Below are 20344 nucleotides of genomic sequence, written 5' to 3' on the forward strand. Positions count from 1 at the left end.
CGCGGGTCTAGCCTTGCCCCATAATTGAACCGGGCCGCGGGCCCGTGAGCGAGGAGAACCGGCATGGCCAAAGGTCAGATGCGCAGCAACAAGGAAGCCAAGAAGCCGAAAAAGGACAAGCTGGCGGCCGCCAAGCCGGTCACCGGCCTGGGTGCCGGCAGCGCTGGCAACACCGCCAAGAAGTAAGCTTCGGGCCAGTTCAACTATGCGAGCGGTCGGCGCAAGCCGGCCGCTTTGCTTTAGGCTAGGCTGCGGCGCCGGCCAGCAGGCCACTGGCCTTGACGCCGTCGAAGACGAACTGCACCGCTAGCGCGGCCAGGAGAATGCCCACCACGCGCGACACCACGGCAAGGCCGGTCACGCCCAGCAGGCGCTGGATGGGAATGGCGACCAGCAAAGTCAGCCAGGCCAGGAACAGGATCACCACGATGGCGACCAGCACCGCCCAGAACTCGGCGGGGTTATGCGTGCCCGTGGTGAGGAGGATCACCGCGCTGATGGCGCCCGGTCCGGCCAGCAGCGGCATGGCAAGCGGAAACACCGCAATATCCTCGCGCGAACGGGCCTCCACCTCTTCCTGATCGGTAATGTCGGTGCCGCCGGAATGGCGGGCGAAAACCATGTCGATGGCGATCAGGAACAGCAGCAGGCCGCCGGCCGTACGCAGGGCGGGAATGGTGATGCCGAACACTTCGAGGATCGGGTTACCCAGGACGGCAAAGAGCAGCAGGATCACCCCGGCGATGATGACGCCGCGGGTGGCAAAGGCGAAGCGCTGCTTGGCGGTATTGTGCTTGGTCAGCGCCGCGAAGATGAAGGCGATGTCGGCCACGCCCACCGTGGCGAAGAGGGTCGCGAAGGCGACGAGAAAGGTCGTGGTGGGCATGGCTGCGGGCTCCGTTGCGCCCAGCATTACGGCATTTGCCGCCTGAGGCCAACCTTGCCAGCGCCGCAGGCGCCCCCTAGGGTCGCGGTGCCAGCCAGGAGCGCGCCGCATGCCAGATTTTTCCGCTATTCGCGGCGTCCTGTTCGACAAGGATGGCACGCTGGTCGATTTCAATCGGACCTGGTTCCCCGTGGTGATGGCGCTGGCCAGGGAGGCCCGGTCCGGCGATGAAGATGAGGCCCGCGCCCTGGTCGAACGGGGTGGCTATGATTGGACGGAGCAGCGCTTTCGCAGCGGCTCGGCCGTGGCAGCCGGGACAAACGCCGACATTGTCGACCTGTTTCATCCGGAGCTTGCGGGCGAGGAGCGAGAAGCCAAGATTGCAGCCTTCAATGCCATCACCACCCAGGAAGGCGCGAGGCGCGCGGTGGCGATCAACGGGCTTGCCGCGGCCATCAGGCAATTGTCCTCCGGGGGTATGCTGCTGGGCATTGCCACCAATGATTCCGAGGCGGGCGCCCGCGCTACGGCCACTGCCCTAGGCCTGGGCGACCAGTTTCACAGCATTATAGGTTACGATTCAGTGGCGCAGCCCAAGCCGTGGCCGGACCAGTTGCACCTGTTCGCCCAGCGGACCGGCCTTGCGCCCAGCGCCATTGCCATGGTCGGCGACAACAACCACGACCTCGACATGGCCCATGCCGCCGGGGCGGGCCTCGCCATCGGCGTGCTCTCCGGCAACAGTACGCGTGCCGAACTGTCTAACCGCGCCCATGTCATCGTCGACAGCGTTGCCGACCTGCCGGCGCTGTTTGGGCGCAAGGGCTAGAGCATGCGTGCGCCGGTGGCGAGGCCAGCCAGCAACAGCAAGGCGGCGCCGTCGATCCAGCCGCGGCTGCGCGTCAGCCAATGTGAGCGAGGCCGGTCGGTTGGCAGGAAGCGCAGCAGCCACACCGCCCCATAGAGTATCCAGACGATGAAGAAGGCCACCATGACCAGGTCAGCGTAGCCGGAGCGGTTGAAGCCGACCATGATACGGGTAATGCCGGCGCCGAGCAGGATCGAGAGCAGGTAGGCGCCCAGCACGAGGGCAGAATTGCGCCAGTAGACGGCGGTCAGTCGCGGGTCGACAGGCCGGTTCCGGCGCCAGCGGCGAAAGACGAAATAGCCGATGCCGGCCAGAACCAGCGCGACGAGCAGAAACATCAGCCGCGGCGCTTCTCGATGGCGTCCCAGATCATCACGGCGATGTCCGGGCCGCCGAAGCGCTTGATCTCGCGGATGCCGGTGGGCGAGGTGACGTTGATCTCGGTGAGGTAGTCGCCGATGACGTCGATGCCCACGAAGATCATGCCGCGTTCCTTCAGCGCCGGGGCGATGGTGGCGCAGATTTCACGCTCGCGGGCGGTGAGTTCGCTCAGTTCCGGGCGGCCGCCGACATGCATGTTGCTACGCGCTTCGCCATCGGCGGGAATGCGATTGAGGCCGGCCACCGGCTCGCCGTCGATGATGATGATCCGCTTGTCGCCCTTGCGCACATCCGGCAGGTATTTCTGGATCATGAACGGTTCGCGATAGTTGCTCTCGAACAGCTCGAGCAGGCTCGCCAGGTTATGGTCGCCTTCCTGGATGAAGAAGACGCCAGCGCCGCCATTGCCGTAGAGCGGCTTGACGATGATGTTGCCATGCTCCTTGCGGAACTCCTGGATCATGGTGCGGTCGCGCGTCACCAGAGTGGGCGGCATCAGCTCGGGGAAATCGGTGACGAGGATTTTTTCGGGCGCATTGCGGACGGCGGCGGGCGGGTTCACCACCAGGGTCTTGGGATGCAGCTTTTCGAGCAGATGCGTCAGCGTGATGTAGTTCATGTCAAAGGGCGGATCCTGGCGCATGTGGATCACGTCCTGGGTCGACAGATCGACCCGGCGCGCTTCGCCCAGCGCGAAATGCTCGCCCTTGGGCTTGTCGAACACCTCGATGGGCTGGGCCAGGGCCGAGACCACGTGGCCGCGCAGAGCCAGCGTGTCGGGCGTGTAATGCAGCAGCTCATGGCCGCGGGCCTGCGCCTCAAGCATCATGGCGAAGGTGGAATCGCCGCGCGGATTGATGGATGCGACATGGTCCATCTGGACCGCGACCTTGAGTTTCATGCTGGCTTCACCCGACTGCTTTAGTTGGCCTCATGGCCGCCTTCGAAGGCATCATGACATGGCGCGGCAGAGGCCGGGACGCAAGGGGGTTTCCCATGGCCGCTCTGGAGAAAGGCGTTAAAGGCCGAAGGCGTTGACAAGGTGATGCGGCAAGCGGCCGGGCGTCACGAAAATGATGTCGAAGCGCAGCGGCGTCTCCGCCTTGGCCGGGTGACGCGCCAGCCAATATTGCGCGGCGCGGATGATGCGCGCCTGGTTGACGCTTTCCAGTGTCTCGGCCTCGCTCGCCGCCTTGCGGCGCGCCTTCACCTCGACAAACACCGTGGTCCCGAAGCGCTCGGCGATGAGGTCGATCTCGCCAACGGGCGTTTTGTAGCGGCGCTGGACGATGCGGTAGAGCTTGCAGCGAAGGAACAGGGCCGCCAGTGCCTCGCCGCGATGGCCACCGTGATAGGCGGCAATGCGGGCCTTACTTTTCGGCTTTGAGGGCGAGGGCGGCATCATAGACCTCCTTGCGCTTGAGGCCGAATTTTTCGGTCACCGCATCGACGGCGGCGCGCAGCGGCTTGTCTGCCATGGCTGCCACAAGTTCGGCTTGCCAGCCGGCCTCATCCGGTGCCGAGGCCTCGGCCGCGCCGGCCACGACAATCACCGCCTCGCCCTTGGTCTCGGCCCCGGCAAATTCCGCCGCAAGCGCGGGCAGGGTGCCGCGGTGCACCCGCTCGAAACGCTTGGTCAACTCCAGGGCCACTGTTGCCTGACGCTCGCCCCAGATTTCGGCCATGGCGGCCAGCGTATCGTCGAGCCGGCGCGGGCTCTCGTAGAAGACCACCGTTTCACGTGAATCGTTCAGCGCCCTGAGCGCATTGGCGCGTGCACCGGCCTTGGGCGGCAGGAAGCCATGGAAGGCAAAGGCATCGGTCGGCAGCCCGGCAACGACCAGGGCCGACAGAAGTGCCGACGCGCCGGGAATGGGATAGACCGGCTGCCCCGCTTCGGCCATAGCCCGGATCAGGGGAAAGCCCGGATCGGACAAGAGCGGCGTGCCGGCATCGGAAATCAGCGCGATGGCTTCGCCGGCGGTGACGCGGCGGACGATGTCATCGGCCTTCGCCCGCTCATTGTGTTCGTGCAGTGCAATGCGCCGACCCTTGATGCCGTAGTGGTCGAGCAGGCGGGCCGACATGCGGGTGTCCTCGCACAGGATCACCGCGGCCGCAGCCAGCGTTTCGAGCGCGCGCAGGGTGATGTCGCGCAGGTTGCCGATCGGGGTGGCCACGACATAAAGGCCCGGCGCCAGGGGCGGGGCTTCAAAAGCGGTCCCGGCGATGAAATAGCCTGGATGGGGTTCGGTCATGCGGGGTCCGGCCGGTTGAGACTTGGTTAAGAAATGGCGTCCAAAGTGTTAACACTCTGCCAGCAATGCGGGGCGGGATGTGACGATGCGGCGACTGTCATGTCATGGCATAGGTCGGGGTCTGCTGGCCATGGCCATGCTCGCCCTGGCCGCCTGCTCCCCCATCCAGATCGGCTCGCGCACCCTCGATTTCGGCGATGGCGGCGGCCAGACTGCACCAACCTTTCCAAGCCAGACTGCACCTGTTTTACCCAGCGGACCCAGCCAGAGCTTCGGGAGCGGCCCGGTGCCGGTGGCACTGCTGCTGCCGCTGACGGGCGACCCCGGCATGGCCGGAGTGGGCCAATCACTGGCCAATGCCAGCCGGCTCGCCATCGGCTTCATCGAGGCCAATCCCAATATTGCCGAGAATATCACCATCACCCTGCGCGATACCGGGGGAACGGTGGCCGGGGCAACGGCTGCGGCGAGCGCGGCCATTACCGGTGGCGCCAAGCTGATCCTGGGCCCGCTCAAGGCCGAGGAGGTCACCGCCGTGGGCGCGGTGGGCCGATCGAGCGGCATTCCGGTGATCGGGTTTTCCAACAATCCCAGCGCGGCCGGACCGGGGGTTTATCTGCTGAGCGTGCTGCCCGACATGGAGATGAAGCGTTCGCTCAACTGGATCAAGGCGCAGGGGCGGCGTGGGATTGCCGGGGCCTTTCCTGCCACGCCCTATGGCCAGGCGCAGGAAACCGCGTTCCGCCAGCAGGCAACTCTGGCCGGCTTCTCGCCCGTCGCCGTCTATACTTTCTCTTCGGCCGGGGAGGCGCAGCAGATCGTCAACCAGGCGATGGACCAGATCAGGAAGGGCGCTATCGATACGCTCTATCTGCCCGATCGCCCAACGGCCCCCAGCTTCGGTGCCCTTCTGGCGCAGGCCGGCGCGACGCCCGGCACGGTTCAGATCGTGGGTTCTGCAGACTGGGAGGGTGACCCGACCATTGCGGCATCGGCGCAGCTGGCCGGGGCCGTCTACCCCGCTGTCGATCCGGCGGGCATGGCCGCGATCTCGGCTGACTACCAGCGCCAGTTCGGCGGACCGCCACACGCACTGGCGACAATCGCCTATACGGCGACGATCCTGGCCAATGTGAACACGCTGTCGATGGCCAACCCGCCCTATAGTCCGGTGCTGCTGACCTCGGCACAGGGCTTCAACGGGCGCGACGGCGTGTTCCGGTTCCTTGGCAACGGCAAGGCGGAATATGCGCTGGTCATCAAGAAGGTAGCGCCGGGCGGAACGCAAATCGTCGAGCCCGCGGGGCTTTAGCCTAGACACCTCTCCCTCTGGGGGAGAGGTCGGCGGCGAAGCCGACGGGTGAGGGGGCCTTGCCCCAGCACCGTATCAAGAAAGGCCCCCTCACCCGACCCGAAGACGGGTCGACCTCTCCCCCAAAGGGAGAGGTGAGAAAGATTAAGCCGCCAGGTCCGCCACCACTGCGTCCAGCACCGGGAAGCCCTTGTCGGTCACACGCAGATTGCCGTTGGGCAGGGTTTCGAGGAAGCCATAGCCCTTGAGAGCGTCGATCTGGGTGCGCGAAATCTGCCGGCCGGATATGGCGGTGAAGCGGGCCGGGGAAATGCCTTCCTTGAGCCGCAGGCCCATGACGAGGAATTCGTCGCCCTGCTCTTCCCAGGTCAGCACATCGTCCACCACCCAGCCATGGCCCTGTGCCTTGACCTTCTTCTGCCAATCGAAGGGCAGTTTCTCGGCGGCGGTGGCGTGGCGCTGGTTGTTGATCATCAGCCGGCCATGCGCGCCGGGCCCGATGCCGGCATATTCGCCATAGCGCCAATAGAGCATGTTGTGGCGCGATTCCTGGCCGGGCCGGGCATGGTTGGAAATCTCGTAGGCGGGCAGGCCGGCCGCCGCGGTCAATTCCTGCGTCAGTTCGTAGAAATCGGCAGCAAGGTCCTCGTTGGGCATCTGGAGCTTGCCGGCCTGGTGCAGATCGAAATAGCGCGTGCCCTGCTCGATGGTCAGCATGTAGAGGCTGATATGGCCCCGGGCGAGCCACAGGCCCTCCTTGAGCTCATCCTCCCAGTCCTCGAGCGTCTGCTTGGGGCGGCCATAGATGAGGTCGAAGCTCGAGCGCTCGAAGACCGATTGCGCGATGCGGACCGCCGCGATGGCCTCGTCCACCGTGTGTCGGCGGCCAAGCTCGGCAAGCGGGCCCTCGCGCAGCGACTGGACACCGAGCGAGACGCGATTGACGCCGGCGGAGCGATAGCCCTTGAAGCGATCGACCTCGACGCTGGTCGGGTTGGCTTCGAGGGTGATCTCGGCCTGGGCATCTACCGTCCAGTGCCTGGCGATGGCATCGAGAATGCGGCCGGTCGATTGCGGGTTCATCAGCGATGGCGTGCCGCCGCCAAAGAATACCGACTGCACGACGCGGCCCGGCGCCAGCTGGGCAGCCGTGGCGATCTCGCGCTCATAGGCGGCGACATAGTCGATCTCGTCGAACGGACCGCGATGAACGTGGGAATTGAAATCGCAATAGGGGCACTTGGACGCGCAGAACGGCCAATGCACGTAGACGCCAAACATGTCGTTCGGCTTATTGCTCAATCTGGTTCTCCACGAACTTGGCGAAGGAGCGGGCGCGGTGGCTCAGGCCCTGCTGGCCGGGAGACCAGGAGTGCTTCACCTCGGGCAGCATCTGGCCGAAGGTGATGTCATAGCCATCGGGCATGAAGACCGGATCATAGCCATGGCCGTAGTCGCCGCGAGGCGGCCAGACCAGGGTGCCGAAGCACTGGCCGTGATAGATGACATCGCGACCATCTGGGTGGGCCAGGCAGAGCGTGGCGTTGAACGAGCCCCGGCGCTGGCCGGGCGAGGTGGCATTGGCGGCCTGCAGGGCATCCTCGACCCGTTTCATGGCGCGATTGAAATCGCGCGGCACGCCGGCCCAGTCGGCGGTATAGACGCCGGGATCGCCATTGAGGGCGTCGACGCAGAGGCCTGAATCGTCGCTCAGTGCCAGCATGCCGGACGCCTGCGCCGCGGCATGCGCCTTGAGGCGGGCATTTTCGGCGAAGGTGGTGCCGGTTTCTTCCGGCTCGGGCAGGCCCAGTTCGCCAGCCGAGACCAGTTCGAGGCCGAAGGGCTCGAACAGCTCCTGAAATTCCCTGAGCTTGCCCGCATTATGCGTGGCCAGCACCAGGCGATCGCCTTCGCGGAGCCTAGGAATCGGGCTCATTTGACCGCGCCCTTGGGCTTGGCATCGAGCGCCCGTGCCACGTCGTGCCACAAAGCACAGTTTTCCGGTGACGCCTGGCGCGGCGTTTCCACCGGCTTGGGATTGATGTTCGCAACCTTCTTGAGCAGCCAGCCGATCATGCGAGCGCCGCCTGCTGCAGCAGAGTGAGTTCGCCGATGCCTTGTTCCGCCAGCCCCATCAGCGCATCGAGTTCATCGCGCGAGAAGGGCGCCTGTTCGGCGGTACCCTGGATTTCGACGAACTTGCCCGAACCGGTCATGACGAAATTGGCGTCGGTATGGGCTTCGACGTCCTCGAGATAGTCGAGATCGAGCACCGGCGTACCGCGGTAGATGCCGCAGGACACGGCAGCAACCGAATCGCGCAGGGCCTTGCCCTTGGTGAGCTTGCGCTCGTCCATCCAGGCGATGGCATCGGCCAAGGCCACATAGGCGCCCGTGATCGAGGCGGTGCGGGTGCCGCCATCGGCTTCGAGTACGTCGCAATCGAGCGTGATCTGCGCTTCACCAAGCAGCTGCATATCGACCACAGCACGCAGCGAGCGGCCGATGAGGCGCTGGATTTCCTGGGTGCGGCCGGACTGCTTGCCGGCCGTCGCCTCGCGGCGGGTGCGCGAACCAGTGGCCCGGGGCAGCATGCCATATTCGGCGGTGACCCAGCCCTGGCCCTTGCCGCGCAGCCAGCCGGGCAGGCTGGTTTCAACCGAAGCCGTCACCAGGACCTTGGTATTGCCGAAGGAAACGAGGCAAGAGCCCTCCGCCTTCTGGGAGACGTTGCGCTCGATCGTCACCGCGCGCATCTGGTTGGGCTCACGTCCGGAAGGGCGCATCGGGCATCCGTCAGAAATTGCTGTTAACCGCCTCTTAACCCTAGAGCGCCCCGCTCACAAGCGGCGGGCGCTTGGCTGATGGCAGCAATGCGCTTAAATGAGGGGGCAGGGTTAAAGCGGACGATTTTATCGAACACGAATGGTCAGACCACCCGAAGACTTCCTCAGCGTGCTCAACGCCCGCAGCCAGGACATTTTCCGCAAGATCGTCGAGCGCTATCTCGATACCGGTTCCCCCGTCGGCTCGCGCGACCTGTCGCGCATGCTGCAGGTGGGCCTGTCGCCCGCCTCGGTGCGCAATGTGATGGCCGACCTCGAAGATCTCGGACTGATTGCAGCGCCGCATACCTCGGCAGGGCGAGCGCCGACGCAGGAGGGTCTGCGCTTTTTCGTTGATGCCATGCTCGAAGTGGGCGCCGTCGACGAGCGCGAGCGCAGCCAGATCGCCAAGCAGATCGAGGGCCAGCATCGTGGCCAGGTCGAGGATGTGCTCACCGAAGCCAGCCAGTTGCTGAGTGGTCTCAGCCAGGGCGCCGGCGTCGTGATTGCCACCAAGTCGGACATCGTGCTGCGCCATATCGAATTCGTGCGGCTCGATGCGACACGCGCCATGGCCATCCTGGTGGGGCAGGACGGGCAGGTGGAAAACCGCATCATGGATATTCCGCCGGGCCTGACCGCGTCGGCATTGACCCAGGCCGGCAATTACCTCGCTCACCATGTGGTGGGCCGCACCATCCCCGAGGCGCGCAAGGCGCTTGCCGAATTGCGGGCCGAGCAGCGGGCGGAGCTCGACGAACTGACGCAGAAGCTGGTCGATGCCGGCATCGCGACCCTGACGCAATCGTCGCCCACCAGCCAGCCGACCGTCATCGTGCGCGGACGCGCCAACCTCATCAACGACGCCATGGCCAGCGACGAGTTGCTGCGCATGCGGCAGCTGTTCGACGAGCTCGAAAGCAAGGACGGGCTGCTCGAATTGCTCGGCGACGCCGAGAAGGCGCAGGGCGTGCGCATCTTCATCGGCTCGGAAAACAAGCTCTTCTCGCTCTCGGGCTCCTCGGTCATCCTCTCGCCCTACAAGGATGCCAATGACAAGGTGGTGGGCGTATTGGGCGTGATCGGGCCTACGCGCCTCAACTATGCCCGCATCGTGCCCGTCGTCGATTATACCGCGAACGTGATCAGCGCGATGATGGCACGGAAGCGCTAGGCATGTCGGGCGGGAGGGACTGCTCAAGGAACACTTGAAAACCCACCCCGTTTGGCCGATATGCGGGACAAAATCGAAACTTGCGGAACAGAACAATGATGAGCGACGAGAACGCCGCCTCAGGCGAGACGCCTGAAGTCGAAACCCCGGTCGAGAATGCCGTCGACCCGGTAGAGGCACTCCGTGCGGAAAACAGCGAGCTCAAGGATCGGCTGCTGCGGACCATTGCTGAGATGGAAAACCTCAGGAAGCGTACCGAGCGCGATGTAAACGACACGCGCAGCTATGCCATTGCCGGCTTTGCCCGCGACATGCTCTCGGCCACCGATGCGCTGAGCCGCGCGCTCATGGTGCTGCCGGCCGAAGCACGCGAGAATGGCGACGCCACCACCAAGAGCCTGATCGAAGGCATCGAGATGACCGAGCGCGAAATGCAGCGGCTTCTGGCCAAGCATGGCGTCAAGCCCATCGAAGCCGAGGGCCAGAAGTTCGACCCGCACAAGCACCAGGCCATGTTCGAAGTGCCCGATCCCAGCAAGCCGGAAGGCACTGTGGTGCAGGTGGTGCAGGCCGGCTTTGCCATCGGCGACCGAGTGCTGCGTCCCGCCATGGTCGGCGTCGCCAAGGGCGGCCCGAGCCATGCTCCGGCCGATGAAGCGGTGGACAAGAGCGCCTAGGGCTTCCGCCTCGCCTAAAATCGCTCCACCGGAGCGATTTTACCTACGACACGGCTCGAAGTTTCACGTGAATCCCCGCGCGAGCGGGGATTTTTGTTTTGGGTCGTCGGTGGATCCCCAAACTGGATCGTCACCCTCGGGCTTGACCCGAGGGCATTGCACTTAACCAGCGCCCGGCAAGTGAAGACCCCTCGGGTCAAGCCCGAGGGTGACGCGGTGGTTGGGGGGGTAACCGACTGCACGTCCCTTGCAGGTCAGCCCAAAATATCCTTACTCATTACCCGCTCGACCCCGGCCTCGGCCATATCGGCCCATGCCTTGGCGAGGCTGCCCGCATTGTCGATCGCCCGTGTCGCGTCCTCGATCACTGTCACGTCGAAGCCACCCGCCGCCGCATCGATGGCCGTCCAGCCGACGCAGAAATCGGTGGCGAGACCGACGATGTAGAGCCGGTCGACATCGCGTTCGTTGAGATAGCCGGCGAGCCCGGTCAGCGTCTGCCGATCGGCTTCCTGGAAGCCGGAGTAGCTGTCGATCAGCCGGTTGTAGCCCTTGCGAATGATCAGCTGGCCGTGCGGCACGTCGAGATCGTGCGAAAGTTCTGCGCCGCGTGTATTCCACACGCAGTGGTCCGGCCACAGCACCTGCGTGCCATAGGGCAGTTCCACCGTCTCGAATGGCTCCTTGCCGTAGTGCTGGCTGGCAAAGGAGATGTGATCGGCGGGATGCCAGTCCTGGGTGAAGACCACATTGGTGAACTTGCGCGCCAACGTGTTGATCAGCGGCACGATTTCATCACCGCCCGCTACCGCAAGGCTGCCACCGGGCAGGAAATCGTATTGCACGTCCACGATGACCAGCACGTCGGTGGGTTTGATCTCGATCGTCATGCTGGTTCTCCTGGAATGTGTATCCATTGGGCGCGCATGAGGCCGCGTACGGAATTGCCCAGCCAGATTGCCTCGGCGGTTGCGAGATCGTCCAGCCGCAAAACCTGCTCGACAGCCTTGCCTGATGCAATCAGCTCGGCGCGCAGGGTGCCGGGCAGCAGGCCCGAGGATAAAGGCGGGGTGAGCAGTATACCGCCACGCTCGATGAAGAGATTGGTGATCGACCCTTCGGTCAGCTCAGAGCGCTCGTTGATAAAGACCACCTCGTCAACGCCATGGGCCGCGTGGGCGGAAATCCGCGGCTCGTCGTAGAAGGCCCGATTGGTCGTCTTGTGCATCAGCCACAGGCTCTGCGAATCGAGCCGCTCCGGCGCGATGGCGAAGCGGAACACCGCGGGATTGGGCGGCAGCTCCACCGCCGCCACCGCCGGCCCCGATGCGTCGAGCGTCAGCCGCACGCGCATGCGCTCAGCAGGGAAGGACTGGGTGTGGAGCTGGGTCACGATGGCGGCCCGATCGAAGGGCAGGCCAAAATAGCCAGCTGAAGCTGCCAGGCGATCCAGATGCCGCTCAAGCAGGGCGAACCCTTCGGTCCGCTCCCAGAGCATGGTTTCGATCAGGGTGACCGGCCGGGCCGGATCGGTGAAAAACGCCATCTTGAGCAGAGCCTCACGATATTCGTCCTCGGCCACGCTGTCGGCCACGATGCCGCCGCCAATGCCGATTTCACCGGTGCCGTCGGCGCCGATCACCGCGGTTCGGATGGCGACATTGAGGGTCAGGTCGCCGTTGGGCGCGAAATGGCCGATCGAACCGGTATAGAGGCCGCGCGGCCCGGCTTCGACCTGGTGAATGATTTCCATGGCACGCAGCTTGGGCGCGCCGGTGATCGAGCCACAAGGGAAGAGGTTTTCCAGCAGCTTGGTAGTGCCGACGCCAGGCCTCCGGCGGGCCACGATGCCGGAGGTCATGGTGTGGAGGGTCGAATAGGTTTCGACGGTGAAGAGGTCGGTGACCTTGACCGAGCCGATCTCCGCAATGCGGCCGAGATCGTTGCGCAAGAGGTCAACAATCATCAGGTTTTCGGCGCGGTTCTTTTCGTCGGCCGCCAGGGCGGCGCGGCCAGCGTCGTCCTCCGTCTGGGTGCGGCCACGCTTGAGCGTGCCCTTCATCGGCCGGGCGGTCAGCATGTCGTCCCGGCTCGACACGAACAGTTCGGGCGAGCGCGAGAGGATCCATTGGGTGCCGGTATTGATGAGCGCGCCATAGGCGACGGGTTGCTTGCGCACCAGTTCGCGGTAGAGCGCCACCGGGTCGCCCTCGAGACGGAAACCGGCCTTGAAGGTCAGGTTGACTTGGTAGGTGTCGCCAGCAGCGATCAGCTTTTTGACGGTGTCGAAGGCGCGACCATAGCTGGCCGCGTCGACGCGGGGCGCGATGTCGATCGCCTTGCCGGTGCGGCCGTCCGCTATGGCAGCCAGCCGCCGGTCGACCTCGAGGGCCGTCAGGCGCTCCGGCGCCTCGTAGAGGCCGAGCCAGAGCAGCGGCGTCGGGCCGGGCGGGGGCAGGCGATCACGCAGGCGTTCCTCGAAGACGAAGCCCAGTTCATAGGCCAGAAATCCCGCCGCGTGCAGGCCCTCAGCCACCAAGGCATCGAGCCGTGCCAGCGCGGCACGGGCGCCGGCTTCGTCATGGGCAACCAGCACCTCGCGCGGCGCGGAGAACAGCAGGTTCTCGCCGCCCGGATCGAGCGTGTCGTGCAGCAGCACTGTGCCGGAAGCAAACATGGCGCGCCTTCTATTGCTTTTCGCGGCTGGCGTCACCGGGTTTTGCCCCCATGAACAGGGGTTGGAGCGCGGCGCGCCCGGAGTCAGATTTCGCGCGTCGGCCGAGGAGGCATGGCCGATCATCTGGGGACGCATCATGAATTCGATCAAGTGCGGCATGGCCGCCCTCGTGCTGCTGGGCAGCACCGCGCCGGCTCTGGCCGAAGACATCTATTTCACGCTTTACAACGAGAGCAGCCGCTCGCTGCATTATTTCTATGCGAGCCCCTCCGTGTCATCGAACTGGGGACCCGACCTCCTGCGCGGCGGGCACACGCTCAGCGCCGGCTACAACGGCACGGTGACGATCGCCGACGGCTCGACCGAATGCTATTACGACTTCAAGTTCGTTATGGGCGACCGAAGCGAGACGGTCGTCGAAGAGATCAATATCTGCGAACTGGGTAGCTACACGATCTACGACTGACGGCGCTCAAAGTCATCGCTGATTAAGTCTCGGCGTGGTAAGAAAACTTCCGGCTGGCGACGATGGGTCGCCGGTTTGGGAGAATTTTCATGAGCTTCACCGTTAAGGGCGGCCTGGTCGCCCTGGCGCTGCTGGCCGGCGTCCTGCCTGCTGCCGCGCAGACCGTCGAATTCACGCTGATCAACAACAGCTCGCAGTCGCTGCATTACTTCTACACCACGCCCAGCAATGAAAACAGCTGGGGCGAGGACCTGCTAGGCCCCGATGGCACGCTGGAATCGGGTTACCAAGGCACCGTGACGATCGGCGACGGCTCCGACCAGTGCCTCTACGACTTCCGCTTCGAGACCGGCGAAGGCGCCCTGCTCGAAGTGCCCGAGGTCGATATCTGCTCGCTCGACAGCTATACGCTGACCGACTGACCCCAACCCGGGAAGCCCGGCCCGGCGCCGGTCTTCCCGCAGTGCCAAATCGGCCTCAAAACCGCCCCGTGAGTGCTTGAAGCGCCGGGGCCACCCCCCTATATAGCCCTCAAGCCCAGCAATGGGCGCATTCCAGTTGCAAGGAACCCGGCCCAAGCGGCCACGGGACTGCCTCGCGAGAGGGGTTTCATCATGGGTTTGCTGAAAGAGAGGCTAGAGTAATGGCTAAAGTCATCGGTATCGACCTGGGCACCACCAATAGCTGCGTCGCGGTTATGGACGGCTCCAATCCCAAGGTCATCGAAAACGCTGAGGGTGCGCGTACCACCCCCTCGATGGTCGCCTTCTCCAAGGATGGCGAACGTCTCGTCGGCCAGCCGGCCAAGCGCCAGGCGGTCACCAATCCCGAAAATACCCTGTTTGCCGTCAAGCGCCTGATCGGACGCCGCTTCGACGACGCCGTGGTGGCCAAGGACAAGAACCTTGTGCCCTTCAAGATCGTCAAGGCGGACAATGGCGACGCCTGGGTCGAAGCTTCGGGCGACAAGTATTCGCCGAGCCAGGTCTCGGCCATGGTCCTGCAGAAGATGAAGGAAACCGCCGAATCCTATCTCGGCGAGAACGTCACGCAGGCCGTCATCACCGTTCCGGCCTACTTCAACGACTCGCAGCGCCAGGCCACCAAGGATGCCGGCAAGATTGCGGGCCTGGAAGTGCTGCGCATCATCAACGAGCCGACCGCGGCTGCGCTGGCCTATGGCCTGGACAAGAAGAACAGCGGCACCATCGCGGTCTATGACCTTGGCGGCGGTACCTTCGACGTGTCGATCCTGGAAATCGGCGACGGCGTCTTCGAGGTGAAGTCGACCAATGGCGACACCTTCCTGGGCGGCGAAGACTTCGACATGCGCCTGGTCGACTACTTGGCAGACGAGTTCAAGAAGGAGCAGGGCATCGACCTGCGCAACGACAAGCTGGCTCTGCAGCGCCTCAAGGAAGCTGCCGAAAAGGCCAAGATCGAACTCTCGAGCTCGACCCAGACCGAGATCAACCTGCCCTTCATCACCGCCGACGCCTCGGGCCCCAAGCACCTGACACTCAAGCTCAGCCGCTCCAAGCTGGAATCGCTGGTCGATGACCTGATCCAGAAGACCATCGACCCGTGCAAGCTGGCGATGAAGGATGCCGGCGTGACGGCCGCCCAGATCGACGAAGTGGTGCTGGTCGGCGGCATGAGCCGCATGCCCAAGGTCCAGGAAGTGGTCAAGCAGCTCTTCGGCAAGGAGCCGCACAAGGGCGTCAACCCGGACGAAGTCGTGGCGCTGGGCGCGGCCATTCAGGCCGGCGTGCTGCAGGGCGACGTCAAGGACGTGCTGCTGCTCGACGTGACCCCGCTGTCGCTGGGCATCGAGACGCTGGGCGGCGTCTTCACCCGCCTGATCGACCGCAACACGACCATCCCGACCAAGAAGTCGCAGACCTTCTCGACCGCCGAGGACAACCAGAGCGCGGTGACCATCCGCGTGTTCCAGGGCGAGCGCGAAATGGCTGCCAACAACAAGCTCCTGGGCAATTTTGACCTGGCCGGCATTCCGCCCGCCCCGCGCGGCGTGCCGCAGATCGAGGTGACCTTCGACATCGACGCCAACGGCATCGTGCAGGTTTCGGCCAAGGACAAGGGCACCGGCAAGGAGCAGCAGATCCGCATCCAGGCCTCGGGTGGTCTGAGCGACGCCGACATCGAGAAGATGGTCAAGGAAGCCGAGCAGAACGCTGAAGCCGACAAGCGCAAGCGCGAAGCCGTCGAAGCCAAGAACCAGGGGGAATCGCTGATCCACTCGACCGAGAAGTCGCTCAAGGAATATGGCGACAAGGTTTCGGCCGAGGACAAGGCGGCCATCGAAACCGCGATCTCGGACCTCAAGGGCGTGATCGATGGCGAAGATGGCGAAGCCATCAAGGAAAAGACCGACGCCTTGGCGCAGGCCTCCATGAAGCTGGGCGAGGCCATGTATAAGGCATCGCAGGCCGAAGCCGAAGCCAAGGCCAATGGCACGGCCGATGAAGGCGACGACGACGTGGTCGACGCCGACTTCGAAGAGGTCAAGGACGACGACGACAAGAAGTCTGCCTAAGCCCTTACGGCCTATTCAATCAGGGTCCGGCGCGAGCCGGGCCCTTTTGTTTTGGCCGACGTTTCACGTGAATCGCTGCCCCGAAATGGGCTCATTCGCGCCCAACTGCCTCCCGCTTTTCGCGGTCCAAGGGTGGTTCACGATCCGCGAGGCAGCCATGACCGATTCCCGCGCCACCGCCGAGCAGGGTCCATCCAGCGATTCAATCGGCCGGTTGGCCGAGCTGATCGCCGGGGACCCGATGACCCGGCTCGATGCCGACATGAAACATGTGCTGGACCGGCTTGCCGAGCTGGGTGCCCGGCCACTCGAACTGCTGACGCCCGAGATGGCACGACGCCAGCCGCGGCCGGCCGAAGCCATCAGCGCCGTGCTGGGCCGGCAGGGCCGCGAACGCCCCGAAGATGGAGTCGAGGTCGAGGACATCGCCGTGGACGGCGCCGAGGGCGAGCTGCCGGGACGGATTTACCGCCCGATCGGCCTCCTCAGCCGGCTCAATCCTATGGTGCTCTATTTCCATGGCGGCGGCTTCGTAACCGGCGATCTCGACAGCCATGACGCCTCGGCCCGGGCCTTGGCACGGCGCACAGGCGCGATCGTGGTTTCCGTTGCCTATCGATTGGCGCCGGAGCATCCCTTCCCGGCGGCGCATGACGACGCCTTGGCCGCCTGGCGCTGGCTGACCGGCAAGGTCCGGGACCTTGCCGGCGATCCGCGGCGACTGGCTGTAGCCGGCGAGGATGCCGGGGCGAACCTGGCCGCCCACATCGCCCTGCGGGCCCGCGACGAAGGTGCGATCCGGCCGGTACACCAGGTGTTGGTCCATCCCGTTGCCGGACACGACATGGAAACGGCTTCCTATGGCGAAACGCTGCGCGCGCAGCCGATCGGACTGCCGGCGATGCGCTGGCGCTTCCGCCACGCATTCGCCGAGGAGGCCGCCGCACAGGATATGCGCATCGACCTGGCGACGCGCGAGGATCTGGCAGGCGTGGCGCCGGCAACCGTCATCCTGGCTGGAATCGACCCGCTGCGCTCGGAAGGCGAGGCCCTGGCCGAGGCGCTCGACCAGGCTGGCGTTCCCGTCAATTGCTGGACCTATGAGGGCGTGACCCAGGGCTTTTTCGGACTGGGCCTGGTCGTCACCAAGGCGCTGTTCGCCCAGTCCGATGCAGCAGACGCGCTGGGCAAGGCCTTCGCGCCGGGTCGCCGCAGCTAGAACGGCCGAATCACCATCATTGAAGCTCACGGCCGCTCTTGCTACAGGAGCGGCCAACGGGTTTTGCCTCCAATGCGGCTATCGCGACCCCGGCCCCTTGCGGGGCGTGGGGTCGATTGCCATCTAGGGGCTAGGTTTCAGGTGGGGCGCGCGTGTCGCGACCGGCCATATGGAGAACGGTTTTTTGGCCAAACGGGATTTCTACGAGGTACTCGGCGTACAGAAAGGCGCCGACGAAGCGGCACTCAAGAGTGCCTATCGCAAGCTTGCCATGCAGTTCCACCCCGATCGGAACCCCGGCAATGCCGAGGCGGAAGGCAAGTTCAAGGAAATCAACGAGGCCTACGACACACTCAAGGACGGCCAGAAGCGGGCGGCCTATGACCGGTTTGGCCATGCCGCGTTCGAGAATGGCGGCGGCCGCCCCGGCGCCGGCGGGTTCGGCCCAGAATTCACCTCCTCCATGTCCGACATCTTCGACGACATTTTCGGCGACTTCATGGGCGGGCGCGGCCGTGGTGGCGGCGGTGCAGCCAAGCTGCGCGGCAGCGACCTGCGCTACAATCTCGAGATCAGCCTTGAAGAAAGCTTCGAAGGCCGCACGGTTGAGATCGACGTGCCGACGCTGGTGGGCTGCACCACCTGCGACGGCTCGGGTGCCAAGCCGGGCACCGGCACCCATACCTGCCGGCAGTGCAACGGCCATGGCAAGGTCCGCGCCGCCCAGGGCTTCTTCACCATCGAGCGCACCTGCCCGGTCTGCCAGGGTCGCGGCCAGATGATGGACCAGCCCTGCACCGATTGCGGTGGCCAAGGTCGCCGCCAGGAAAACCGCAAGCTTTCAGTCGATATCCCCAAGGGCATCGAGGACGGCACGCGCATCCGCCTGGCCAATGAGGGCGAAGCCGGCTTGCGCGGTGGCCCGCCGGGCGATCTCTATATCTTCATCTCCATCCGGCCGCATGACCTGTTCCAGCGCGATGGCGCCGACCTCTTCGCCCGCGTACCCATTGCCATGACGACGGCCGCTTTGGGCGGCGAATTCGAGGTGCCGACGCTCGACAATGCCCGGGCCAAGATCAAGGTGGCGGCCGGCACGCAGCCCGGCCAGCGCGTGCGCCTCAAGGGCAAGGGCATGCCGGTGCTGCGCAGCAAGGATGTCGGCGACCTCTATGTGCAGCTCGATATCGAAACGCCGCAGGCCCTGAGCCGGCGGCAGCGCGAACTGCTCGAGGAATTCGCCCGGCTCGAAACCGAGGAAACCAGCCCCACCTCGGGCGGCTTCTTCGACAAACTCAAGAAGATGTTCGACGCCTGAGAGCGTGCCAGGCCTCGCCGCCTGTCGCCTTCGGCCGCGCCTCAGGACAAAGCCAGCTCGCACCCATCGAGTTCACGCGCGAGGGCCGTGACCGCCTTGCGTGCCTCTGCTTCGACCTGCTCGAGGGCCGTGCCGTAGGGAACTTCCAGACCCAGGCGCTTGCCCGGATCGTCCGACCAGACGAAGGACACGAAGGACTTCCTGGCCTGCAGGTCATGGCTGAGATGGGTAACGATCAGTCTGGTTGGCATGGTCATTCTCCCCTTCGACCAAGCTAGGCGGCCTGCATGGAGCGATCAACCCGCCAGGGTTGCAACTTGCGCGGGACGAAGCGCCGTCGCACAGTCGGCCCAACCAAATCAGGACGTTCCGCCCATGACCACCGCCCTTACCCTGTCCGGCTCCATTCGCAAGGGTTCCGTCAATCGCATGCTGCAGGCCCATGTCGGCCGCAAGCTCGAGGCAGCCGGGGTCACGGTCAACGCCATCGACCTGGGCGATTTCGAGATGCCCATCTTCAACGAGGACCTGGAGCCCGACCATGTGCCCGAAGCGGCGGGGAGGCTGGCTGAACTCTGGCGCAGCCACGACATCATCTTCATCGCCACGCCCGAATATAATGGCGGGCTGACGCCGCTGCTGGTCAACACACTGGCCTGGCTCAGCCGGCAAAAGCCGAGCCCTTTCCGCCACGCCGTCTTCGGCATCGGCGGGGTAAGCTCGGGAAAGTATGGCACCATCTGGGCGCTCAGCCACCTGCGTGACAGCCTGAGCAAGGTAGGCGGCCTGGTCGCGCCGGGCCTGCTGGGTATCGGGCCGGACGAAGCGGCCTTCGACGCCAGCGGCAACCCGGTCGAGCCAGCCATTGTCCGCAAGGTCGACACGCTGGTGCAAGACCTGATCAATATCAAGCGCGGGTAAGCGGGAATGCGGGCGCTCTACGTCACCCACCCGCAGGTTACGATGGATGCCAATGTGCCGGTGCCGCTCTGGGGCCTGTCGCCGCTCGGGCGGGAACGCGCCCGGGCTTTTGCGGCGCGCGGCGTCGTTCCGGCCGACGCCATGATCTTTTCGAGCCGCGAAACCAAGGCGATGGAGCTGGCCGAAATCCTCGCCGCGCCGCTGGGCGCACTGGTGCTGGGCGATCACCTGATGGGCGAAAATGATCGCAGCGCCACCGGCTTCCTGCCGCCCGCGCTGTTCGAGCAGACGGCCGACCGCTTCTTTGCCGAGCCGGAAACCAGCATCGACGGCTGGGAGCGCGCCACCGACGCGCAGCGGCGCATCGTCGACACCGTGGCAACCGCGCTGGCCAGTGTGCCCCCAGGCATACCCGCCGTCTTTTGCGGCCATGGCGCGGTGGGTACGCTGCTCAAATGCCATGTCGGCGCCGTCCGATCGCCCGCAGCGAGGACCAGCGCGGACTTGCCGACCCGGGTGGCGGCAACTGCTTCAGCTTCGATCTGGGCGCCATGCAACTGGGTTGCGAATGGACCGCCATGGAAAATTTCGCACCGGGGTGGTTTGGATAGGGAGAGCCCACGAGCACGGATCGTCACCCTCGGGCTTGACCCGAGGGCTCTTCACTTGACCACGCGACCGCAAGTACAGTGCCCTCGGGTCAAGCCCGAGGGTGACGGCTGGTGGGTCTGATTGCTCCCTTTGCTTGCACCCCTTACCGATTTGCTCTACCCCACCCCAAATCATCGACATCGGAGGAAGACTC

General features: G+C 64.9%; 23 protein-coding genes and 1 pseudogene. 12 read left to right on the forward strand and 12 right to left on the reverse strand.

What is annotated here, in order from left to right:
• The first annotated feature begins 63 nt into the window (after positions 1-63).
• Entirely contained in the window at positions 64-186 is a 123-nt protein-coding gene (locus tag JI749_RS17515) for a hypothetical protein (RefSeq protein ID WP_267911659.1), read from the forward strand.
• 58 nt (positions 187-244) lie between these two features.
• Here JI749_RS17515 and JI749_RS02600 read toward each other — a convergent pair whose 3' ends face one another.
• Complete coding sequence (locus tag JI749_RS02600; RefSeq protein ID WP_201658524.1) at positions 245-886, reverse strand: MarC family protein; 642 nt, start codon at positions 884-886, stop codon at positions 245-247.
• A gap of 109 nt (positions 887-995) precedes the next feature.
• On the opposite strand from JI749_RS02600, the gene JI749_RS02605 reads away from it, so the two are divergent.
• Positions 996-1715, forward strand: coding sequence for an HAD family hydrolase (locus tag JI749_RS02605; RefSeq protein WP_201658527.1), 720 nt, complete (start codon positions 996-998; stop codon positions 1713-1715).
• Here JI749_RS02605 and JI749_RS02610 read toward each other — a convergent pair.
• The 4 genes from JI749_RS02610 to rsmI form a co-directional block, all read right to left on the reverse strand.
• Positions 1712-2092, reverse strand: a complete 381-nt coding sequence (locus JI749_RS02610; protein WP_201658530.1) for a hypothetical protein — start codon at positions 2090-2092, stop codon at positions 1712-1714. The genes JI749_RS02605 and JI749_RS02610 overlap by 4 nt on opposite strands.
• Complete coding sequence (gene gshB / locus JI749_RS02615) at positions 2092-3036, reverse strand: glutathione synthase (protein ID WP_201658533.1); 945 nt, start codon at positions 3034-3036, stop codon at positions 2092-2094. The genes JI749_RS02610 and gshB overlap by 1 nt, the downstream gene beginning before the upstream one ends.
• 117 nt (positions 3037-3153) lie before the next feature.
• Entirely contained in the window at positions 3154-3537 is a 384-nt protein-coding gene (locus JI749_RS02620; protein WP_201658536.1) for a YraN family protein, read from the reverse strand.
• Positions 3506-4393, reverse strand: coding sequence for a 16S rRNA (cytidine(1402)-2'-O)-methyltransferase (rsmI, locus tag JI749_RS02625; protein WP_201658539.1), 888 nt, complete (start codon positions 4391-4393; stop codon positions 3506-3508). Before rsmI ends, JI749_RS02620 begins: the two co-directional genes overlap by 32 nt.
• A gap of 130 nt (positions 4394-4523) precedes the next feature.
• Here rsmI and JI749_RS02630 point away from each other — a divergent pair, with 130 nt between their 5' ends.
• A complete protein-coding gene (locus JI749_RS02630) occupies positions 4524-5705 on the forward strand; it encodes a penicillin-binding protein activator (protein WP_201658542.1) in 1182 nt (393 codons plus the stop codon).
• A 144-nt stretch (positions 5706-5849) separates the two neighbouring features.
• Here the strand turns inward: JI749_RS02630 and hemW are convergent, their stop codons facing one another.
• The 4 genes from hemW to rph are packed head-to-tail and all read right to left on the reverse strand — an operon-like array spanning position 5850 to position 8491.
• Positions 5850-7007, reverse strand: coding sequence for a radical SAM family heme chaperone HemW (gene hemW / locus JI749_RS02635; RefSeq protein ID WP_407644896.1), 1158 nt, complete (start codon positions 7005-7007; stop codon positions 5850-5852).
• Positions 6997-7641, reverse strand: coding sequence for a non-canonical purine NTP pyrophosphatase (locus JI749_RS02640; protein WP_201658545.1), 645 nt, complete (start codon positions 7639-7641; stop codon positions 6997-6999). Before JI749_RS02640 ends, hemW begins: the two co-directional genes overlap by 11 nt.
• Positions 7638-7781, reverse strand: a complete 144-nt coding sequence (locus JI749_RS02645) for a hypothetical protein (protein ID WP_201658548.1) — start codon at positions 7779-7781, stop codon at positions 7638-7640. The genes JI749_RS02640 and JI749_RS02645 overlap by 4 nt, the downstream gene beginning before the upstream one ends.
• Positions 7778-8491, reverse strand: a complete 714-nt coding sequence (gene rph / locus JI749_RS02650; RefSeq protein ID WP_201658551.1) for a ribonuclease PH — start codon at positions 8489-8491, stop codon at positions 7778-7780. The genes JI749_RS02645 and rph overlap by 4 nt, the downstream gene beginning before the upstream one ends.
• Positions 8492-8630: 139 nt before the next feature.
• Here rph and hrcA point away from each other — a divergent pair, with 139 nt between their 5' ends.
• A complete protein-coding gene (hrcA, locus tag JI749_RS02655; RefSeq protein ID WP_201658554.1) occupies positions 8631-9704 on the forward strand; it encodes a heat-inducible transcriptional repressor HrcA in 1074 nt (357 codons plus the stop codon).
• Positions 9705-9802: 98 nt separating this feature from the next.
• On the forward strand, positions 9803-10381 hold the full coding sequence (gene grpE, locus JI749_RS02660; RefSeq protein ID WP_211200659.1) for a nucleotide exchange factor GrpE: 579 nt from the start codon (positions 9803-9805) through the stop codon (positions 10379-10381).
• Positions 10382-10635: 254 nt separating this feature from the next.
• Here the strand turns inward: grpE and pncA are convergent, their stop codons facing one another.
• Positions 10636-11271 carry a bifunctional nicotinamidase/pyrazinamidase gene (pncA, locus tag JI749_RS02665; RefSeq protein ID WP_233280842.1) on the reverse strand — a complete coding sequence of 212 codons (636 nt, stop codon included), beginning with the start codon at positions 11269-11271 and terminating at the stop codon, positions 10636-10638.
• Positions 11268-13058: an aminodeoxychorismate synthase component I gene (gene pabB, locus JI749_RS02670; RefSeq protein WP_201658564.1), complete on the reverse strand. Its 1791-nt coding sequence runs from the start codon at positions 13056-13058 to the stop codon at positions 11268-11270. The genes pncA and pabB overlap by 4 nt, the downstream gene beginning before the upstream one ends.
• A gap of 136 nt (positions 13059-13194) precedes the next feature.
• On the opposite strand from pabB, the gene JI749_RS02675 reads away from it, so the two are divergent.
• The 5 genes from JI749_RS02675 to dnaJ all read left to right on the forward strand — a co-directional run bounded on the left by JI749_RS02675 (position 13195) and on the right by dnaJ (position 18618).
• Complete coding sequence (locus tag JI749_RS02675) at positions 13195-13524, forward strand: hypothetical protein (protein WP_201658567.1); 330 nt, start codon at positions 13195-13197, stop codon at positions 13522-13524.
• A gap of 89 nt (positions 13525-13613) precedes the next feature.
• Positions 13614-13946 (forward strand): hypothetical protein, encoded by a 333-nt coding sequence (locus JI749_RS02680; protein ID WP_201658570.1) that lies wholly within the window; start codon positions 13614-13616, stop codon positions 13944-13946.
• Between the two features lie 221 nt (positions 13947-14167).
• Positions 14168-16081 (forward strand): molecular chaperone DnaK, encoded by a 1914-nt coding sequence (gene dnaK / locus JI749_RS02685; protein WP_201658590.1) that lies wholly within the window; start codon positions 14168-14170, stop codon positions 16079-16081.
• A gap of 157 nt (positions 16082-16238) precedes the next feature.
• The gene (locus JI749_RS02690; RefSeq protein WP_201658593.1) at positions 16239-17300 is read left to right on the forward strand and encodes an alpha/beta hydrolase; all 1062 of its coding nucleotides are present in this window, start codon (positions 16239-16241) and stop codon (positions 17298-17300) included.
• Between the two features lie 184 nt (positions 17301-17484).
• The gene (gene dnaJ, locus JI749_RS02695) at positions 17485-18618 is read left to right on the forward strand and encodes a molecular chaperone DnaJ (RefSeq protein WP_233280843.1); all 1134 of its coding nucleotides are present in this window, start codon (positions 17485-17487) and stop codon (positions 18616-18618) included.
• Between the two features lie 41 nt (positions 18619-18659).
• Here dnaJ and JI749_RS02700 read toward each other — a convergent pair whose 3' ends face one another.
• Positions 18660-18869: a hypothetical protein gene (locus tag JI749_RS02700; protein ID WP_201658599.1), complete on the reverse strand. Its 210-nt coding sequence runs from the start codon at positions 18867-18869 to the stop codon at positions 18660-18662.
• Positions 18870-18993: 124 nt separating this feature from the next.
• Here JI749_RS02700 and JI749_RS02705 point away from each other — a divergent pair, with 124 nt between their 5' ends.
• Positions 18994-19539, forward strand: a complete 546-nt coding sequence (locus JI749_RS02705) for an NADPH-dependent FMN reductase (RefSeq protein ID WP_201658602.1) — start codon at positions 18994-18996, stop codon at positions 19537-19539.
• Positions 19540-19545: 6 nt separating this feature from the next.
• A pseudogene (locus tag JI749_RS02710) lies at positions 19546-20150 on the forward strand (histidine phosphatase family protein).
• Positions 20151-20344: the final 194 nt, after the last annotated feature.

The sequence above is a fragment of the Devosia oryziradicis genome (assembly GCF_016698645.1).
GTDB lineage: Bacteria > Pseudomonadota > Alphaproteobacteria > Rhizobiales > Devosiaceae > Devosia > Devosia oryziradicis.

What these genes read in the sequence shown, in the direction of transcription:
- JI749_RS02700 (WP_201658599.1), bottom strand. Translation starts at nt 18,869, where the DNA reads ATGCCAACCAGACTGATCGTTACCCATCTCAGCCATGACCTGCAGGCC.
- JI749_RS02690 (WP_201658593.1), top strand. Translation starts at nt 16,239, where the DNA reads ATGACCGATTCCCGCGCCACCGCCGAGCAGGGTCCATCCAGCGATTCA.
- JI749_RS02675 (WP_201658567.1), top strand. Translation starts at nt 13,195, where the DNA reads ATGAATTCGATCAAGTGCGGCATGGCCGCCCTCGTGCTGCTGGGCAGC.
- grpE (WP_211200659.1), top strand. Translation starts at nt 9,803, where the DNA reads ATGAGCGACGAGAACGCCGCCTCAGGCGAGACGCCTGAAGTCGAAACC.
- pabB (WP_201658564.1), bottom strand. Translation starts at nt 13,058, where the DNA reads ATGTTTGCTTCCGGCACAGTGCTGCTGCACGACACGCTCGATCCGGGC.
- JI749_RS02640 (WP_201658545.1), bottom strand. Translation starts at nt 7,641, where the DNA reads ATGAGCCCGATTCCTAGGCTCCGCGAAGGCGATCGCCTGGTGCTGGCC.
- dnaK (WP_201658590.1), top strand. Translation starts at nt 14,168, where the DNA reads ATGGCTAAAGTCATCGGTATCGACCTGGGCACCACCAATAGCTGCGTC.
- gshB (WP_201658533.1), bottom strand. Translation starts at nt 3,036, where the DNA reads ATGAAACTCAAGGTCGCGGTCCAGATGGACCATGTCGCATCCATCAAT.
- JI749_RS02630 (WP_201658542.1), top strand. Translation starts at nt 4,524, where the DNA reads ATGGCCATGCTCGCCCTGGCCGCCTGCTCCCCCATCCAGATCGGCTCG.
- JI749_RS02600 (WP_201658524.1), bottom strand. Translation starts at nt 886, where the DNA reads ATGCCCACCACGACCTTTCTCGTCGCCTTCGCGACCCTCTTCGCCACG.
- JI749_RS02605 (WP_201658527.1), top strand. Translation starts at nt 996, where the DNA reads ATGCCAGATTTTTCCGCTATTCGCGGCGTCCTGTTCGACAAGGATGGC.
- JI749_RS17515 (WP_267911659.1), top strand. Translation starts at nt 64, where the DNA reads ATGGCCAAAGGTCAGATGCGCAGCAACAAGGAAGCCAAGAAGCCGAAA.
- rsmI (WP_201658539.1), bottom strand. Translation starts at nt 4,393, where the DNA reads ATGACCGAACCCCATCCAGGCTATTTCATCGCCGGGACCGCTTTTGAA.
- hrcA (WP_201658554.1), top strand. Translation starts at nt 8,631, where the DNA reads ATGGTCAGACCACCCGAAGACTTCCTCAGCGTGCTCAACGCCCGCAGC.
- pncA (WP_233280842.1), bottom strand. Translation starts at nt 11,271, where the DNA reads ATGACGATCGAGATCAAACCCACCGACGTGCTGGTCATCGTGGACGTG.
- JI749_RS02610 (WP_201658530.1), bottom strand. Translation starts at nt 2,092, where the DNA reads ATGTTTCTGCTCGTCGCGCTGGTTCTGGCCGGCATCGGCTATTTCGTC.
- rph (WP_201658551.1), bottom strand. Translation starts at nt 8,491, where the DNA reads ATGCGCCCTTCCGGACGTGAGCCCAACCAGATGCGCGCGGTGACGATC.
- JI749_RS02680 (WP_201658570.1), top strand. Translation starts at nt 13,614, where the DNA reads ATGAGCTTCACCGTTAAGGGCGGCCTGGTCGCCCTGGCGCTGCTGGCC.
- JI749_RS02705 (WP_201658602.1), top strand. Translation starts at nt 18,994, where the DNA reads ATGACCACCGCCCTTACCCTGTCCGGCTCCATTCGCAAGGGTTCCGTC.
- JI749_RS02645 (WP_201658548.1), bottom strand. Translation starts at nt 7,781, where the DNA reads ATGATCGGCTGGCTGCTCAAGAAGGTTGCGAACATCAATCCCAAGCCG.
- JI749_RS02620 (WP_201658536.1), bottom strand. Translation starts at nt 3,537, where the DNA reads ATGCCGCCCTCGCCCTCAAAGCCGAAAAGTAAGGCCCGCATTGCCGCC.